The organism is Mycetocola sp. 2940 (assembly GCF_040548835.1).
In the GTDB taxonomy this organism is placed as follows: Bacteria; Actinomycetota; Actinomycetes; order Actinomycetales; family Microbacteriaceae; genus Mycetocola_A.
In genome coordinates this window covers 67,072-85,222 of record NZ_JBEPSK010000005.1, presented here as the reverse complement: position 1 = coordinate 85,222, position 18,151 = coordinate 67,072, and the positions used below count along the sequence as shown (strand labels likewise).

The 18,151-nt window shown below is 66.2% G+C and carries 13 protein-coding genes; all 13 read right to left on the bottom strand.

Annotation, left to right across the window (positions count from 1 at the left end; all coding sequences use genetic code 11):
- Window positions 1-657, bottom strand: coding sequence for a 50S ribosomal protein L3 (rplC, locus tag ABIE24_RS09425; protein WP_354499027.1), 657 nt, complete (start codon window positions 655-657; stop codon window positions 1-3).
- Window positions 658-680: 23 nt separating this feature from the next.
- Window positions 681-989, bottom strand: coding sequence for a 30S ribosomal protein S10 (rpsJ, locus tag ABIE24_RS09420; RefSeq protein WP_005050520.1), 309 nt, complete (start codon window positions 987-989; stop codon window positions 681-683).
- A gap of 596 nt (window positions 990-1,585) precedes the next feature.
- On the bottom strand, window positions 1,586-2,779 hold the full coding sequence (gene tuf / locus ABIE24_RS09415; RefSeq protein ID WP_354499024.1) for an elongation factor Tu: 1,194 nt from the start codon (window positions 2,777-2,779) through the stop codon (window positions 1,586-1,588).
- A 143-nt stretch (window positions 2,780-2,922) separates the two neighbouring features.
- The gene (fusA, locus tag ABIE24_RS09410) at window positions 2,923-5,037 is read right to left on the bottom strand and encodes an elongation factor G (protein WP_354499022.1); all 2,115 of its coding nucleotides are present in this window, start codon (window positions 5,035-5,037) and stop codon (window positions 2,923-2,925) included.
- Window positions 5,038-5,127: 90 nt separating this feature from the next.
- On the bottom strand, window positions 5,128-5,598 hold the full coding sequence (gene rpsG, locus ABIE24_RS09405; protein WP_354499020.1) for a 30S ribosomal protein S7: 471 nt from the start codon (window positions 5,596-5,598) through the stop codon (window positions 5,128-5,130).
- The gene (rpsL, locus tag ABIE24_RS09400; protein ID WP_108391783.1) at window positions 5,598-5,972 is read right to left on the bottom strand and encodes a 30S ribosomal protein S12; all 375 of its coding nucleotides are present in this window, start codon (window positions 5,970-5,972) and stop codon (window positions 5,598-5,600) included. The genes rpsG and rpsL overlap by 1 nt, the downstream gene beginning before the upstream one ends.
- 288 nt (window positions 5,973-6,260) lie before the next feature.
- Entirely contained in the window at window positions 6,261-6,899 is a 639-nt protein-coding gene (locus tag ABIE24_RS09395; RefSeq protein WP_354499018.1) for a spermidine/putrescine ABC transporter substrate-binding protein, read from the bottom strand.
- Window positions 6,900-6,918: 19 nt separating this feature from the next.
- Window positions 6,919-7,449, bottom strand: a complete 531-nt coding sequence (locus ABIE24_RS09390; RefSeq protein ID WP_354499016.1) for a DUF6121 family protein — start codon at window positions 7,447-7,449, stop codon at window positions 6,919-6,921.
- Between the two features lie 4 nt (window positions 7,450-7,453).
- On the bottom strand, window positions 7,454-8,056 hold the full coding sequence (locus ABIE24_RS09385) for an FHA domain-containing protein (RefSeq protein ID WP_354499014.1): 603 nt from the start codon (window positions 8,054-8,056) through the stop codon (window positions 7,454-7,456).
- Entirely contained in the window at window positions 8,053-10,524 is a 2,472-nt protein-coding gene (locus ABIE24_RS09380) for a transglutaminase TgpA family protein (RefSeq protein ID WP_354499012.1), read from the bottom strand. Before ABIE24_RS09380 ends, ABIE24_RS09385 begins: the two co-directional genes overlap by 4 nt.
- On the bottom strand, window positions 10,521-11,897 hold the full coding sequence (locus tag ABIE24_RS09375; RefSeq protein ID WP_354499011.1) for a DUF58 domain-containing protein: 1,377 nt from the start codon (window positions 11,895-11,897) through the stop codon (window positions 10,521-10,523). Before ABIE24_RS09375 ends, ABIE24_RS09380 begins: the two co-directional genes overlap by 4 nt.
- A 20-nt stretch (window positions 11,898-11,917) precedes the next feature.
- Entirely contained in the window at window positions 11,918-12,886 is a 969-nt protein-coding gene (locus ABIE24_RS09370; RefSeq protein WP_354499009.1) for an AAA family ATPase, read from the bottom strand.
- On the bottom strand, window positions 12,887-18,148 hold the full coding sequence (locus tag ABIE24_RS09365) for an Ig-like domain-containing protein (protein WP_354499007.1): 5,262 nt from the start codon (window positions 18,146-18,148) through the stop codon (window positions 12,887-12,889). It abuts the gene before it with no gap.
- Window positions 18,149-18,151 lie beyond the last annotated feature (3 nt).

The window sequence follows — 18,151 nt, the reverse complement described above, 5'->3', positions numbered from 1 at the left end:
CTACGCTCCCTTCACTGCGTTGCGAACGAAAACAATGCGGCCACGAGCGCCGGGAACGGCACCCTTGACGAGCAGCAGGCCCTTGTCGGCGTCAACCGAGTGGACGTGCAGGTTGAGCACGGTCACGCGCTCTCCACCCATGCGACCGGCCATGCGCATGCCCTTGAAGACACGGCTCGGGGTCGACGAAGCACCGATGGAACCGGGCTTGCGGTGGTTGCGGTGGGCACCGTGGGATGCGGAGACACCCTTGAAGTTGTGGCGCTTCATCACACCGGCGAAACCCTTACCCTTGCTGGTTCCGACGACGTCGACCTTCTGGCCGGCTTCGAACGTTGCATCAACGGTGAGCTCCTGGCCCGGGGTGTAGTCGCCGGCGTCAGCGGTGCGGACCTCGGTGACGTGGCGGCGAGGCGTGACGCCTGCCTTGTCGAAGTGTCCTGCGTCCGGCTTGTTCACCTTGCGCGGGTCGATCTGGCCGTATGCGATCTGAACCGCGTTGTAGCCGTCAACCTCGGGCGTGCGAATCTGCGTCACGACGTTCGGGGTGATTTCGATAACGGTCACGGGCACGAGCTTGTTGTTCTCGTCCCAGACCTGAGTCATGCCAAGCTTCTTGCCGAGCAGACCCTTGCTGGTCTTGTTCTGGGTAGACATACGTTCCCTAGTCCTTATCCAGCTCAGAGCTTGATCTCGATGTTGACGTCGGCCGGCAGGTCGAGTCGCATGAGCGAGTCGACGGCCTTGGGCGTCGGGTCAATGATGTCGATCAGACGCTTGTGGGTGCGCATCTCGAAGTGCTCCCGGCTGTCCTTGTACTTGTGGGGAGAACGGATGACACACACCACGTTCTTCTCCGTCGGAAGCGGCACCGGGCCGACAACCGTGGCACCCGCACGGGTTACCGTGTCGACGATCTTCCGCGCCGAGGTGTCAATGACCTCGTGGTCATATGACTTAAGTCGAATGCGGATCTTCTGTCCCGCCATTTTTGACTCGCTCTCTGTCTTGCGTCTTACGAATTCCTTCGCATTGGACGCGCTTCTTAGCGTTGAGGACAACGCTGGGCACTACTTGCTGTCGCACCACTGTTTTACTGTCAAGTCTTTGTCGGCTTCCCGCCCCAGGCTCCGCGCACGCAGAGATACCCTGCGTTGCGGCGTGTGCCAGTGTTGGGATTGTCGACCAAGTCGATGTTCTGCTACCCGCGGCCTAGGTTTGCTTGCTCGGTTTCGAACGTGACCTATGCACTGCCTGGCAGTGATTCCGGCACGAAGGCACGGAAATGTTGAACTAGATGAGTCTGACAGAAAGACCGGCATTGTGCAACCCGGGCGTGTCGCGGGGGCCTCCCCCAGCCGGCGGCCCCTGAGGGGGGATGGGGCCGCCGGTGGTCGTGACCGAGGGGGTGTCGTCACGGCTGACACCAGACTGCCAGAACTGAGGATTGTTCACATCCCTTTTTGCCTGCGCCGGGGGCCCCAGTTCGGGTGTCCCCCGAACCCGAACGAACGAATCAGCCCCTGGGACGAAAAAGGGCCCGGCCTTTCGGCCGGGCCCTTCTTCTGGAGCTACAGGTTCAGGATTACTTGAGAACCTTCGTGACGGTGCCGGCACCGACGGTGCGGCCACCCTCACGGATTGCGTAGCCGAGGCCCTCTTCCATGGCGATGGGCTGGATCAGCTCAACGGTCATTTCGGTGGTGTCGCCAGGCATGACCATCTCGGTGCCCTCAGGCAGCGTGATGACGCCGGTGACGTCCGTGGTGCGGAAGTAGAACTGCGGGCGGTAGTTCGCGTAGAACGGGTTGTGACGCCCACCCTCGTCCTTGGACAGGATGTAGGCCGTGCCCTCGAAGTTGGTGTGAGGGGTAACGGAACCCGGCTTGACGACAACCTGGCCGCGCTCAACGTCTTCACGCTTGGTGCCGCGGAGCAGGAGACCACAGTTCTCGCCGGCCCATGCCTCGTCGAGCTGCTTGTGGAACATCTCGATACCCGTGACGATGGTCTTCTGCGTCGGGCGGATGCCGACGATCTCGACCTCGGAGTTGATCGGGAGGGTTCCACGCTCGGCGCGGCCCGTGACGACGGTTCCACGACCGGTGATCGTGAAGACGTCCTCGATCGGCATGAGGAACGGCTTGTCCTTGTCGCGCACCGGGTCCGGGACGCTGTTGTCCACGGCTTCCATGAGCTCGAGGATGGAGTTGGCCCACTTCTCGTCGCCCTCAAGAGCCTTGAGGCCTGAGACGCGAACGACGGGAGCGTTGTCGCCATCGAAGCCCTGGCTGGAGAGCAGCTCGCGAACCTCGAGCTCGACGAGCTCAAGGATCTCTTCGTCGTCGACCATGTCGGACTTGTTGAGCGCAACGAGCAGGTACGGAACGCCGACCTGCTTCGCGAGCAGAACGTGCTCGCGGGTCTGCGCCATCGGGCCGTCGGTAGCGGCAACCACGAGGATCGCGCCGTCCATCTGGGCAGCACCGGTGATCATGTTCTTGATGTAGTCGGCGTGGCCGGGTGCATCGACGTGAGCGTAGTGACGCGCAGGCGTCTCGTACTCGACGTGTGAGATGTTGATCGTGATACCGCGCTGGCGCTCTTCGGGAGCCGAGTCGATCGACGCGAAGTCGCGCTGAACGTTCGTCTTCGACGGGTACTTGTCAGCAAGCACCTTGGAGATGGCGGCGGTAAGGGTGGTCTTGCCGTGGTCAACGTGACCGATCGTACCGATGTTTACGTGCGGCTTGGTCCGCTCGAACTTGGCCTTAGCCACTATGGTCCTCCTCAGGACTGATGTAACGAAGCCGGGCACTGGTTTGCGACCGGTTTGCTACGGGGATTTGTGTGTTTATGTTACTAGGTTGCGACGGGGGATTGCACAGGAGAGGCTCCAGGCCCTCCCCCGCCGCAGGGCGATTACTCGCCCTTGCTCTTCTGGATGATTTCCTCGGCGACTGCCTTCGGAACTTCCGCGTAGCTTTCGAACGTCATCGAGTACACGGCGCGGCCCGAGGTCTTGCTCCTCAGGTCACCGATGTAACCGAACATCTCCGACAGCGGCACCTTGGCGGCGATCACCTTGACGCCGGACGCGTCTTCCATCGACTGGATCTGTCCGCGGCGGGAGTTGATGTCGCCGATGACGTCGCCCATGTACTCCTCGGGGGTACGCACCTCGACGGCCATGAGCGGCTCGAGAAGAACCGGGTCAGCCTTGCGTGCGGCCTCCTTGAAGCCCATCGATCCGGCGATCTTGAACGCCATTTCAGACGAGTCAACATCGTGGGCGGCTCCGTCGAGCAGGATCGCCTTCACACCGACGAGCGGGTAACCGGCGAGGATTCCGACCTGGAGTGCGTCCTGGAATCCGGCATCGATGGAGGGGATGTACTCGCGAGGGATACGACCACCGGTGACCTTGTTGTCGAACTCGTAGGTCTTCTCAGCGGAGATCTCGAGCGGCTCGAGGCCGAACTGGATCTTCGCGAACTGGCCCGATCCACCCGTCTGCTTCTTGTGGGTGTAGTCGTGCTTCGGGACGGCGCGGCGGATCGTCTCGCGGTAGGCGACCTGGGGCTTGCCCACGTTCGCCTCAACCTTGAATTCGCGCTTCATGCGGTCGACGAGGATGTCGAGGTGGAGTTCGCCCATGCCGTGAATGACGGTCTGGCCGGTCTCCTGGTTCTGCTCGACGCGGAACGTCGGGTCCTCTTCGGCGAGCTTCTGGATGGCTGTTCCCAGCTTCTCCTGGTCCTGCTTCGTCTTCGGCTCGATGGCGACCGAGATGACGGGCTCAGGGAAGGTCATCGACTCGAGAACGACCTGGTCGCTCGGGTCGCAGAGGGTGTCACCGGTTGTCGTGTCCTTGAGGCCGATCACCGCGTAGATGTGGCCGGCGGTCACGAAGTCGACCGGGTTCTCCTTGTTGGCGTGCATCTGGAAGATCTTGCCGATGCGCTCCTTCTTGCCCTTGGTCGAGTTGATGACCTGGGCACCGGAGTCGAGCCGGCCGGAGTAGACGCGCACGTAGGTGAGGCGACCGAAGAACGGGTGCACCGCAACTTTGAACGCCAGCGCCGCGAACGGCTCGGAGGCATCCGGGTGACGGAGGATGATCTTCTCTTCGTCGCGCGGGTCGCGGGCTTCGGTTGCCGGCACGTCGAGCGGGTTCGGCAGGTAGTCGATGACGGCGTCGAGCATCGGCTGGACGCCGCGGTTCTTGAACGCCGAGCCACAGAGGACCGGGTAGATCTCGCTGTTGACGGTGAGCTTGCGGATCGCGGCCTTGATCTCTGCGACAGAAAGCTCTTCGCCACCGAAGTACTTCTCGAGCAGCGCGTCATCGGTCTCGGCGACGGTCTCGAGGAGGAGCTTGCGGTATTCAGCAGCCTTCTCGACGAGGTCGGCCGGGATTTCCTCGATGGCGTACTTGGCGCCCATCTCGACGTCACCCTTGGAGTCTCCGCGCCAGGTCAGCGCGCGCATCTCGACCAGGTCGACGACGCCCTCGAAGTCGCTCTCAGCGCCGATGGGCAGCTGGATGACGAGGGGCTTGGCGCCGAGGCGCTTGATGATGGTGTCGACGGTGAAGTAGAAGTCAGCGCCGAGCTTGTCCATCTTGTTGACGAAGCAGATGCGCGGGACGTCGTACTTGTCGGCCTGGCGCCAGACGGTCTCGGACTGGGGCTCAACGCCCTCCTTGCCGTCGAACACGGCGACGGCGCCGTCGAGGACGCGGAGCGAACGCTCCACCTCGACGGTGAAGTCGACGTGACCGGGGGTGTCGATGATGTTGATCTGGTTGTTGTCCCAGAAACAGGTGGTGGCAGCAGAGGTGATCGTGATTCCACGCTCCTGCTCCTGCTCCATCCAGTCCATCGTGGAGGCACCGTCGTGGGTCTCGCCGATCTTGTGGTTGACGCCCGTGTAGAACAGGATGCGCTCAGTCGTGGTGGTCTTACCGGCATCGATGTGCGCCATGATGCCGATGTTGCGGACCTTGTTCAGGTCGGTGAGCACGTCAAGTGCCACGGGGTTCCTCCAGGAAGTTGAATGTGGGTTGGTCGAACGGGCGGAGCGGATGCCCCGGCGCGGTTGCCGCGCCGGGACATCCGTTCGCGGCTACCAGCGGTAGTGAGCGAAGGCCTTGTTCGACTCGGCCATCTTGTGGGTGTCTTCGCGGCGCTTGACCGCGGCACCGAGGCCGTTTGATGCGTCGAGGATCTCGTTGGTGAGACGCTCGGTCATCGTCTTTTCGCGACGGCCCTTGGCGTAGGTGGTGAGCCACCGGAGCGCGAGGGTGTTCGCACGGTGAGGCTTGACTTCGATCGGCACCTGGTAGGTCGAACCGCCGACGCGGCGTGACCGGACCTCGAGGGTCGGGCGAACGTTGTCGAGAGCCTTCTTGAGGGTGACGACGGCGTCCTGGCCGTTCTTCGACGACACGCCTTCGAGCGCGGTGTAGACGATGCGCTCGGCGAGGCCCTTCTTGCCGTCAACGAGGATCTTGTTGACGAGCTGGCTGACGATCGGTGCGCCGTAGACGGGGTCTGCGACGACGGGGCGCTTCGGTGCTGGTCCCTTACGAGGCATTACTTCTTCTCCATCTTTGCGCCGTAACGGCTGCGAGCCTGCTTGCGGTTCTTCACGGCCTGCGTGTCGAGCGCGCCGCGGATGATCTTGTACCGGACACCCGGGAGGTCCTTCACTCGTCCGCCACGGACGAGGACCATCGAGTGCTCCTGGAGGTTGTGGCCTTCACCTGGGATGTAGGCGGTGACCTCGGTGCCGTTGGAGAGCTTCACACGAGCGACCTTGCGCATCGCCGAGTTCGGCTTCTTCGGGGTGGTGGTGTACACACGGGTGCATACGCCACGCTGCTGGGGGTTGGCCTTCAGGGCGGGAGCCTTGGTCTTGGTGACCTTCGGCGTGCGACCCTTGCGGACCAACTGCTGAATGGTTGGCACTACTTCTCCTTGTTTTTGCTGCACGGTGACAGCTGCAATGTGTTTGCTAGCATTCGCACGAGGCGAGTTCGTTTGGACCCACCGGCATCGCAGAAGAGCGTTGCTTCAGTGGTGGGTATGCCGTGGGGGCTGGCGCATGAGCTATCCGACCCAATGGCGTGAGTTGCCGACCTCGTCACCGGCCCGTCGGGACGACTTCGAAGCGTGACAAAGCACACACCTTGGAAATTGTAGCCGCCGGGGGTGTTCCGGTCAAATAGCGGGGGCTCACCGAGCAATGCCGCCCGGTCACCAGGATGGCGGCGAGTCGAGTTCCAGGGTGAGGTCGGCGAGCAGCGCTTCGATCTGTGGTTCGACGTACTGGGCGACCGCCGCCTGGATCCGCTCGCGGTGCGCCTCGATCGAGATGCACACGAGCTTGCCCGCGTGGATGGCGCACTCGTCGGCGAGGCGGATCTCGGTGCGCAGCGCCGCCTTCTCCTCGTCGGTGAGGGGCACGGGCAGCTCGTCGTCGTCGGCGGGTTCCTCCCCCGCCAGCCCGGCGAGGGTGAAGAGATAGGGCTCCCCCGGTACCGGCTCCGGGTCGACCGGGAGGCCGTCGTACTCGGGTTCGAGTCCGCGTTCCGGCCGGTACTGGCGTTCCCGGCGGAGTTCCGCCTCCCGCAGTTCCCGCTGGAGGAGCGGGAGGTTGCGCTGGGTGTAGTCGTCGACGATATCGTCGACGATCGCCTTGACCCGCGTCGAGAGCCCGTGCTGCACGGCGTGGGGAACGTCATGGTCGAGCCCGACCGCGGCCATGATCGGCGAGCCGAAACACCGGCGGCACAACCGGGTGCGTCCCCGGTGCGTGGACGGTTGCCAGCGCGGCAGCCAGCGCAGCCACGCGTCGACTGCCTGACTCACTCGCGTGTCGAGCGACCGGTCCATGACTCTGAGAGTACTCGCCCTATCGCTCCCACGGCCACAAAGGACGCGCCGGATGTTCCCCACCGCTGCCGAGGACGAGCATGTAGGTGACCGCGATCGCCGCTGCCAGGACGCCGACGGCGATCGCATACCCGCTGAGCGCGGAACCGGCGGCGAAGAGGACCATTGAGAAGAGCTGGGCTGTCGCGATCGAGTAGGCGAACGCGCCGACGAGCACGTAGACGACGTAGCTGACGATGCCGATCAGCACGGCCCGGCCGAGCGGGAGCCGCACCGGGTCGCCGATCGACGCGGCGATCGCCTCGTGGAGGTCTTTCTCATACCTCCGCCCGATGCCGAGCAGGTAGAGGAGCACGGTGACCACGGCGGATCCGGTGGCGACGGGGCCGACGAGGGGGCCGGCATCCGTCTGGGAGACCACGTCGGTGTCGGTGAGGAGGCTGAGGAAACCGAACGCGCAGACGACGAGAGCGAAGTACAGCACGGCGGCGAAGATCGCGAGGGTATAGGGGAAGGATGCCGGTCGCTCGCCCTGTCCCGGATTCGACATGGGCTCAGCCGACGGCGACGTGCACCCGGTACTCGCCGAAGCGCACGTCCGTGTCGGCGGGAATCGGCGTGGCGACTTCCGGCGTGCACAGGGTCTCGGTTCCGTCGTCAGCGAGAAGGACCGTGCCGTTCGTCGAGTTGAGGTCGAGGACCCAGATCGTGCCGTCGGAGATGCCGAGGATGGCGTGCGTCTTCGAGACACTGCGCTCGACGTCGTGCAACCGGGCGCGTTCCGTCACGCCGTAGCCCTCCTGCGGCTGCGGGTCGCGACCGACGATGAGGCCGTTCTCGAGCGGGAGCACTCGGCCGTCGGGCAACTCCAGCCGCGGGTTGGGAAGGGACGTGACCACGGGGGCCGGAGCGGTGACCGGAGCGGTGACCGGCGCGACAGGGACACCGGCTGGGTTCGGGGTGGGTGCGGCGCCGAACTCGGGCCGGGCCACGGGAACAGGGATGCCGTGGTCAGACGACGGCACGGTATCGAGTGACGGCTCCATGCCGGGCGGCATCCCGATTTTGCGGACGGGGGCTGCCGGGTCGGATGCGGGCAGGGGCGGACGCGGCGGGATCTCGAACCCGTTCCACTCGTTTCCGCCGGTCGTGCTCATTTCTTCCCTCTGTCCGTGTGCCCGGGCCGCGTGCCGGGTGCCGTGAGGCGTTCGGTCACCGTTCGTACCGAGTTGATCCGGAACCGGCTCGCCTGTCGGCGCCACCAGCCTACCTCCGCGGCCGCACCGGCCGAGGATTCCGTCGTCGTCTGCCACAGGGCTTCGATCCGCTCTTCGGCCAGGTCACGCCCGGAGAACACGGCTTCATCCGTGCCGTGCGCGAGGCGGGTGAGGGTGGCGACGCCGCCGGGGTGTTCGCGGGCGGGATCCGCGGGCCCCGGGCGGGTCTCGACCTGGCTGCCGAGGTTTGCGGCGACCATCCGCCGTGTCCCGGTTTCGGGCAGCACGTAGCCGACTTCGGCGTAGCGGTCGAGCATTTCGTCCCAGGCGCCTGCGGCCCGGGCGTCAGCGGCGTCTGCGTTGCGGCGGCGACGCATCCGGCGCCGTTTGATCGCGGCGACGATGAGCAGCGGCACGATGTAGAGCAGAAGCAGGATGCCGACGCCGCCGCTGAGGATCCAGACCCAGAGCGGAACGGAGGCGGCCTCCTCGGTCTTGTCGTCGTCTTCGCTGTCGTTGATGTCGACCTCGGTGAGCAGGTCGTCGTCCTGCTTCTCGGCCCGCGGCGGCTGGCGCACCTGCGGCTGGGGCTCGGTCTTGGGCTTCGGGTTCTGGTCCTGCGGGATTTCCTTCTCGTCGGGAGTCGGGGCGAAGCTGATCCAGCCGACGCCCTCGAACGGGACTTCGACCCATGCGGTGACGTCCTCACCGGTCACCGCGACGGTGGCGCCTTCCTCCACGTTCTCCGGAGCGAAGCCCATCACGACCCGGGCCGGGTACCCGAGCGACCGGGCCATCAGCGCGAAGGCCGCAGCGAATTGTTCTTCATCGCCGATCATCTGGTTGCGGGTGAACAGTTCCTCGATCCGGTCGGCGCCGTGACCGGCTCGCGACGGAACACTGTCGGAGGCGAGACCGTGGCTGAGGAACCCGTTGATCTTGATCGCCTGCTCCATGGCACGCAATCGGTCGATCGGGGTCGTGGCGGTGCCGACGTATTCGGCGGCCTTGGCGGCGACGACGTCGGGGACCCGCTCGACGATGGGAAGTTCGACCGGCGCGACCGGCACGGCGGCGAGGGCTTTGTCGCTGTAGGCGTCCTGCACGTCCGCTGTGAAGCTGTACCGGTCGCCCCTGCCGACGCCCGACGTCACGACGGTGGTCGCCGTGGCCGAGTTGTAGCGCAGGTCGGGTGTCTTGTCGATCGGTTCGGCCGGCAGGGCGAGGGTGTCGGGGTAGCCGACCACGGGGAGCCAGACGCCGGAGTACCCGTCGACGGTGACGCTGATCGAGCGGCCTCCCGACGAATCGAGCAGCGTCGGCGTCGGCAGGTCGTCGCCGACGAGACGGAACGATCCGGAACCGTCGGTCTGGTCCTCGGCGCCGGAGACGTCCCAGAGCCGGCCGTCGTAGCTGTCCATGACGGCGAGCCGAACCCGGTCGGATGCCGCCAGCCCGGTGACCGAGAACAGCTCGGTCTCGCCCAGGTCCTTGGTGTATTTGCGGAAGCCGCTGAGCGGGCTCGGGTAGTCCTGCGGGTCGAACGGCGGCACGACCTCGTCGCGGAGGACGAAGCGCGACTCGGGCGCCGGAATGAGGATCGACCCGGCGACGGCGGCAACGAGCACGGCGGCCACCGCGACGATCCCGCTGCCGACGAGTTTCGTGCGGCCCCGTCCTTTGCGTTCCTGGAGGCTGGCGTTGGTCGCCGCGCCTCGACGCCAGCCGAGCCAGAGCAGGGCCAGAACAGCGAACGAGATACCACGCACTGTGGCGAGGAACGGTGTCGAGGTTCCGTAGAGAACGCCGAGCAGGTAGAGGGCGGCCGGGCCGACCAGCAGCACCGAGAGCCGCCCTGCCGAACGGTCCTGGCGCGGGAGCCAGCGGAGCGTGAGCACCGTCGTGACGAGGCCGACCAGGCAGGCAGCCGCATACGGAAGAACAGTGATGTAGTCGGGGGCACCGACGGGGGCGGCAAGGGTGATGATGTCGGCCCAGCCGAACACGGCGCCGAGCGCCAGTCCGCGGAGAGTTGTCAGGGTCGGCAGCACGGCGAACAGGGCATACCCGGGCATCGCGAGGGCGCTGCCGAGCACGAAGTAGCACAGGATGGCGCCGAGCCCGGTGACGAAGGCGTGAAACCGGAACAGGTGCGACAGGTAGCCGGCCGCCGTCCCGACGAGGAGCCCGCCGAGGCCGGCGAGCAGGAAGCCGGAATCGCTGAACGCCGGCGCGAGTCCCCACACGCCCAGCGCCGACAGCGCGCTCACCACGGCGAGGTCGCGCCAGGTGGCCGGAGTGACCGTTCCCCGCGGGAGCTTCGGGGCCGGCGGCCTGGGGGTCTTCGGCGGTGTGGCTGCCTTCGCCGGTTTGGCTGCCTTCGGTGCTGTGGGTGCCTTCTCGCTCATACTGCCCTCGCCATCACGCGAGGCAGGTCACCGATGGCGCCGAGGGTGACGATCGAGAGCCCGGCGACGTCCTGCACACGGGGCCGCGAACCGTGCTCGATCCGCAGGGCGATCACGTTGGTCTCTCCGCCGAAGAGGCGCTGGATCGCTCGGTAGTCGGGCGCTTCCATCGCCGAACCGGCCACGATCACGACGACGCTGGGCGGCGGGAGACGCTTCGTTGCTTCGCGGGCGAAGTCCCGCGGCGTGGCCGTCGAGCCGAGGATCTTCTCGATGCGGCAGCTGTCGTCGAGGAGGCTCGTCACCGAGTGGGTCTTGAGAATGCGTCCTTCGGTGACGACGCTGATCTGGGTGCCGTCGCGGATGACCTGCGCACCGACGGATGCCGTCACCGAGACGGCGAGTTCGAACTCATCGTCGTTGGCGTAGTAGCGGTCGTCGCTCGAATGGATGATGGTGAGCTGGCTGCGCCTCGACTCTTCGAACTGGCGCACCATGAGCTGCCCGGTGCGGGCTGAGGTGCGCCAGTGGACGTAGCGCACGTCGTCGCCGGTCACGTAGGCGCGCAGCGCGTGGAACGAGATGTCGGTGTTGGTGATCTTCTTGGTGACCTGGCCCTCGAGGTCGCGGACGAGCCCCGCGGCCGTCGGGTGCAACCGGGCGGTGACCGGGTGGACGAACAGTTCGATCTGGTCGGTCCAGCGCACCGCGCGCCGGAACAGGCCGAGCTGGTCGCCGCGGATCGACACGGCAGGGCCGGCGAGGATCACCGCGCGCCGGTTGGTGGGGACGGCGAAGAGTTCCTCGGTCTCGGCTCCGGGCTGGAGGGATCCGATCGAGAACGCGGCCAGGCCCTGACCGACGGGGACCTCGAGCGTTGTCGCCGTCGACACCTTCTTGCCGGTGTTCGTGACGAGGACGCGGCCGATCGCCCGCTCCCCCACGGTCACCCGCCGCGGGGTGAGCGCGATGTCGACGGCATACGTGGCGCGTCCGATCAGGAACAGCGCGGCGACGGCCAGCGCGGCGAAGAGGGTGATGGCCACGACGGTGAGCTCGGCCCAGCCGAGCAGCAGCCCCGCGACCAGGGCGACGACGGCGCTTCCGAGAACGAGTGCGCCGAGCCCGCTCACCACCGCGAGGTACGGCTTGACGGTCGTCCACAGCCAGAGCGCCCACGACGAAACGATGCGCGCCAGCCAGACGAATGGCCCGCGGGCGTTCGCAGCGGCCCGCTTCATCCCGGCGAGACGCGAACCCCGCGGCGCGGCATCGCTCCGACCTGCCGCCGGGGCCCGGTCGACGGGCTGCGCATCCTCAACCGGGTCGTCAAGCACCGCCGCGTCGGGCTCGGTCGTGACTGTGCTGCTCATGGGGCTCCGAAACCGGGGATCTACGCGGCGCGGTGGGCGGGAACGGGCATCTCGACGAGGATGCCTGCGACGACATCCTCTGCCTTGACGCCGGCGAACTCGCTCTCGGCGTCGACGATCAGACGGTGCGCGAGCACCGGGACGGCGAGGGCATTCACGTCGTCGGGCGTCGCGTAGGTCCTTCCGTGGGCAAGGGCCCAGGTCTTGATCATCCGGGCGAGTGCCAGGCCGCCGCGCATGCTGGAGCCGAGCGCGATGTCCTTGTGCGAGCGCGTCGCGTGCACGATGTCGGTGATGTATTCCATCACCGAACGGTCGACGTGCACCGCGGATGCCAGCTGCGACATCGCGATCAGGGACGGCCCGCCGATGATCGGGTTGATCTGTGCGGCACGCGAGCGGTTGGCCGAGTCGAGAAGCAGGTCGACGGCGGTGGCCCGGTCCGGGTAGCCGAGCGACGTCTTGATGAGGAACCGGTCGAGCTGCGCTTCGGGCAGCTTGTAGGTTCCGGCCTGCTCGACCGGGTTCTGGGTCGCGATGACCATGAACGGCTTGCCGACCGGGTAGCTCTCACCGTCGACGGTGACCTTACCCTCCTCCATCACCTCGAGCAGGGCGGACTGCGTCTTCGGCGACGCGCGGTTGATCTCGTCGGCGAGGACGACGGAGGCGAAGATCGGTCCCTTGTGGAACTCGAACTTGTTCGTCGCCTGGTTGTAGATCGTGACGCCGGTGACGTCGGACGGCAGCAGGTCGGGCGTGAACTGGATGCGCGAGTTCGTGCCCTCGAGCGTGTTCGCGAGGGCTTTCGCGAGCACTGTCTTGCCCGTGCCGGGGAAGTCCTCGAGCAGCACGTGCCCCTCGGAGAGCATGGAGGCGATCACGAGTTTGATCGTCTCCTCCTTGCCGAGGATCGCCAGGCTCACGTTGGTCACGAGCGAGTCGAAGGCTCCGGCGAACCATTCGGACTGTTCTTGCGTTACTGACATCTATAGTCCCCACGTCATTCTGTTAGAAGGAATTCTGGTGCCGTCGCGTGGATCGATCACTTCGATCCAGTGCTCACCCTTGTACTCGTTGTAGCAACCCGAGGTCCACGAGGCGTTGCCGTTCCCGTTGGTCGTGTACGTGCCACCGGTCCGCGGCGCAGCGGACTCGTAGTCCCAGGTGTTCGGCCCGTTGGACACGCCGGGCCCGCGGCAGAACACCCGGAGCTTGGTGTTCGCCGGAAAATCGCTGACGGTGAACTTGTGGTACATCCCGTCCTCGTTGCCCGTGAGCCTCACGGACGGCGAGGGTGGCGGCGGTGGTGGCGGATCTGCGACGTTGACCGCGTTTGATTCCTGCCACGGCCCGCAGTCGAACTGCCCGCACGCCTGCACGCTGACCGTGTAGTTTCCCTTACCCACGTTGCCCTTTGTCGCCGAACGCGCGGTCGTCGAATCTCCGCCGCCGCCCGAGAACGTCCAGTTGTAGTTCTTGATCAGGCCGCCATCGTCGGACGGAGCATTCCATGTCGCTCTCAGCGTGGTCGGCGCATCGCCTCCCTCGTTCCTGAGCGTCACGTCCCGGGGTGCACCAGGCGTGCCGTACGAGGTCGCCGAGGCAGACGGCGACTTCTCACTGTCGCCGACCTTGTTCGTCGCGAACACGGTGAAGGAGTATTGCGTTCCGTTCTGCCCGGCGAATTCGATGGTCTCGCCGGCCTGTGCCCGGCGGACGACCGAGTCGCCCCCTCCGGTGCGCGTCACCGTGTAGCCGGTGATCGCGGCGCCGTTGCTCGACGGCGACGGATTGACCGTGGCTCGGATCTTCTCGGGAACCGCGGCGAGTTTCGGAGCAGGCGGCTGGTCGGGCGCACTCGTGACCATGACGTCGGCACGTCCCTGGACGTGCCTGTTCACGTCCTCCGTGGCATCCTCGATCTTGTAGATCACGCTGATCTGCTGGGTCTTGTCCGGGCCGGGGGTGATGATGAGGTTCGACCCGCTGATCGAGACCGTCGCGTTCGCCCCGTTGCTCACGTCGGCCGTGAGAATTCTCAACGGCGTACCGGGGAACGGGTTGAAGTCGTTGGCGAGGACCGGGAGGGTGACGGCTCTGCTGGAGCGCCCGTCCGGGTAGGAGTCGTCCACCGCGCTCGGCAGCGGCTGCGAGGACGACACGACCCGCACGTGGACAGTGCCCGGGATGGTGAACGTGCCGTAGCTGACCGTGAAGTTCAGTGTCGTCGCCGTTCCCGGCTGCACACCGAACGGCGCCGACACCGACAGGGTCGAGCCGGACAGCCCGGCCACGATGCCTCCGGTCGCCGCGGAGAGTCCGTTGTAGGTGAGCGAGGCGAGCACGTCGGGATTGGGATGGTCGCTCGACAGCCGCAGGTCGAGGGTTTCAGGGTCGGCGCCGGCTTCGATGGTGATCTCCGGAGGAGTGAAGGTCGGTGCGACGTCCTTCATGTCGGGGTCGCCGACGGTGATCGGCAGCACAAGGATGGCAACGCCCGTGCTCGAGCCATCGGTTGCTTCGAAGGAGATGCTTCCCGGCCCGCGGTAGTCCCTTTGCGGGGTGAACGTCAACGTCTGGTCGTCGACGAAGTTCGGCCTGCCGTCGCTGCTGATCGAACTCACCGTTCCCGCCCCGGTGATCCGGATCTTCTTGCCGGTGGGCGATTCGGCGATGTCGGACAGCTTCCACGTGCGCGTCTCGTTCATGTCGACGTATTGCGTCGGCAGGTTGAGCTTGATTCGCGGCGGTAGGCCGTCGGAGAACGGCGGGACAACGATGAAGGCGGCCGCGCTGAGATCGTCCGTCGTGTTCGTCAGCCGGTAGGCGACCGCGCTGCGTGCGTCGCCGAGGGTGACGCGAACCAGGCCGTTCTCGAGCCGTTCGGCGCTGGCCGCGTTGGGCCCTTCGACCGAGATCTCGAGATCCTCGACACGACCGCCGGAATTGTTTGCCCCCGCGGTCACATCGATGTCGATCGTCTTCTCGCCGAGGACCTCGTCCGGTTCGAGAATGTGATCGATGGCCGTCGGCGGCGCGATCGACGCCTCATTCGTCACGCGCACCTGGACGAAGGCGGTGTCGAATCCTCCCTGGCCGTTGGTGATCTCGTAGCGGACGACGAAGCTTGTCTCTTCGTCGGGAGCTTCGATCTCGACGGACTTCTTGTTCTTGACGACAGCGGTGACGCCCTCGGGTACGTCCCTGAGCTTCTTGCTGACCTCGATCGTGTAGCCGTTGGGGTCGGAGTCGTTGCCGAGCACCGGCACGGTTGCGACCCTGCCGGGCTGCACCTCGATGGTGTCGTCCACAGCGATCGGCGGGGAATCCTGCGCCGGCCTCTCGATGACGCCGATCCGGACGACGCCGATTGCTGTCGCACCGTAGACGTCGCGGACCTCGTAGCTGAAGACGTCTGTGCCGGCGGAGGTGGGTGCTGCGGTGTAGGTGAAACTTGTGCTCGTGGAATCGGTGACGGTTCCCAGGGTGGGTGCCGTCGAGAGGGCGCTGAAGACCACCGAATCGCCGTTCGGGTCCAGGCCGTCGAGCGGCACGTTGACGGTGACGGACGAATCGGCGAAAACGCGTGCTGTGAGCGTCTTCGGGGCCGGCGCTTCGTTCACCTTCTTGTCGGCGGCGACGACGTTGAATGTGACCGTGGCCACATCCTGCTGCTTGAAGTCGTCGGTGACGGCATACGTGGCCGCGTAGACCCCCGGCTCGAGCGGCGCCTGGAATCGAACCCGGTCGGCGGCGACGAAGGCGAGGCCCGCCGAAACCGGTTGGGCGAGGTCGGGCGACAGCGTCATCACCGCATTGTCGGGGTGGATGTCGTTGTCGAGCACGGGGACGCTGGCGATGTCTCCCGCCCGGACGGTCACGAGATCGTCCGACGCGATCGGCGCCTGGTGCTTCGTCAGCGGCGGAACCGGCACGATCGCAACCGTGCTCTGGGTTTCGTTCACGCCGTCCGACACCGTGTAGCTGAACTGCAGTTGCTCGGTCACGGCGGCGCTCGACGTCACCCGGACCACCGACGAGTTGAGCACTTCGATTGACAGCACCCGGGCCTCGTCGGGGATGTCGAGGGAACGCAGGGCGAGCACCTTGCCGCTGGGCGACACGTCGTTGGTGAGCACGTTGACGACGGTGGGCTCGTTGGGGCGCAGGTACCCGGTGTCGTGGACGGCGATCGGAGCCTGCGCCTGCTCGGGAACGTCCTTGACGTCGACCCGCAGCATCCCGATACTCGTCGCCGGACCCGCGCCGACGGTGTACTGGATGTAGTAGGTTCCGGTCTTGCCCGAGACGACCTGCATCGAGTTGGTGTCGGGCTTGAGGGTGACCGAGAGTCCCCCGGCCAGGGCCTCCGCGCCGAGGAGGGACAGCTGCGAGCCGTTGGTGGAGAGGTCGTTCTCGAGCGGGAACGCCTCGACCGGTTCGCCGACGAAGGTCTCGACGTGGTCGGGTGTGCCGATCGGGTTGAGCGTGCCAGCCGCCTTGACGTCGACGACGAAGGTTCCGGATGCCGTCTCGGTGCCATCCGAGACGACGTAGACGATGTCGCGCGGGCCGAGCTGCGCCGACGTATGGGTGACGGTCACGAAGCCCTGATGCGAGAACCGCACGAGGTCGCCGCTGTCGCTCGCCGCCGACTGCAGGAAGACGTCGTCGCCGTCGGGGTCACGCCAGTCGATCAGGGGGTTGTAGGTGATGCTCTGGCCGGCTTCGACCGACACCGCGCCCTTGCGCTGCTCGACGGGTGCGCCGTTCGCCTCGGCTGGCATGATCGTGACGCTGACATTCGCCTCAGAGACACCGCCGGAGCGGCCGTCGGAGACGGAGTACCGGAACGAGACGGTACCCGCGGACTGCTCGGGGTTCGGCGTGAACTGGAGCGCGCGTCCGCCGTCGATGAACTCGACGGTTCCCGACTCGGGGGCGAGCCCCTGGAGGTTCCGCCCGATGGTGAGAACATCGCCGTCGGGGTCGGTGTCGTTGTCGAGAACCGGAAGGATGGTGCTCTTGCCCGGGCGGGCGCCGAGGAGGTCGTCACGCGCGATCGGCGGGCGGTTCTGTTCGGTGCGGTCGGCGAGGGTGTCTTCGAACGACTGGGTGGATGCTTTTTCGTCGCCTTCCTCGCCGTCGTCTTCCTGGGGCGGGGTGACTTCCTCCCAGTTCTTGACGAGCCGCATGTTCGCGTCGACGAGCCAGACGTCGCCGGTCTGCAGGTTGTTCAGGGCGATGACGTTGCGGTTGACCCGGAACTCGAGGGTCGCTCCTTCGGCGAGCGGCTCGATGTCCTGGCGAGACGGGGGCGCCTCCCCGCAGACGGCGAGGTACCGGCTCGCGCCGGACCAGGCGCCGTGGGCACAACCGTTGAGATTCACCGGCGAGGAGACCTCGCCCGGCTTCGTCACCGGGTTCGTGATGTTGGCTTTGATCGTCTGCGGTGTGCTGTCGTTGAGCCTGGCGCGAAGGAGGGAGGAGCCGGTGGCGACGATCACTTCACCGTCGGTGGCGCTGACCTGCTGAATCTGGAGGCCCTTGTCCGGCAGCTCGATCGACGTTTCGGCATCCGTGACGAGGCGGTTCTTGGCCAGGTCGAGGATGACGGCCTGCTCCCCCGCAGCCGTGAGCTGGTACTCGGTGAGCTTTGGGAGGGGGGTGACGGTCGGTTCGCCGCCGGCGGCTGGGTACGCGTAGAGCTTCTTCTTGGTCGGGGACACGGCGAAGACGGTGCCCTCGCTCGAGACGACGCTCTGCGCGTCCGCCCCGAGTTTCGCGATCGGTTCGGTGTCGATCGTCGAGAACCGCAGCTCCTCGGCCGTGGGGGTGACCCAGAGCTCGCCGGTGTCGGGTTCGAGGATCGACAGGGTCGTGTCGCCGAGCGACAGCGCCGAGTTGGGCGGGAGTTCCGCGCGCTCGACGAGCGTCGTGAAGGCGGAGTCGATCCGTTCGACGCTGGACGCTGAGCGGTCGTGCAGAAGCACGTTCTCGCCGTTCTGCAGCACGTCGATGTCGTTGGAGACCGCGGCGACAGAGGCGTTGAGCTCTTCGATCTGCCGGTTGAGACGCCCGGCCATGAGTTCGGAACTGTTGGTGACCCAGACGTCCCGCGCGCTGAGGTCGACATCGGTGACCGGGAAGCCCTCGTGGAGCACAGCGACGGTGACCGGCACCGCGACGAGGACGGAGAGCGCGACGACGGAGGCCGTGACTTTGCGCCCCTTGAGCCACTTCAGCACGCT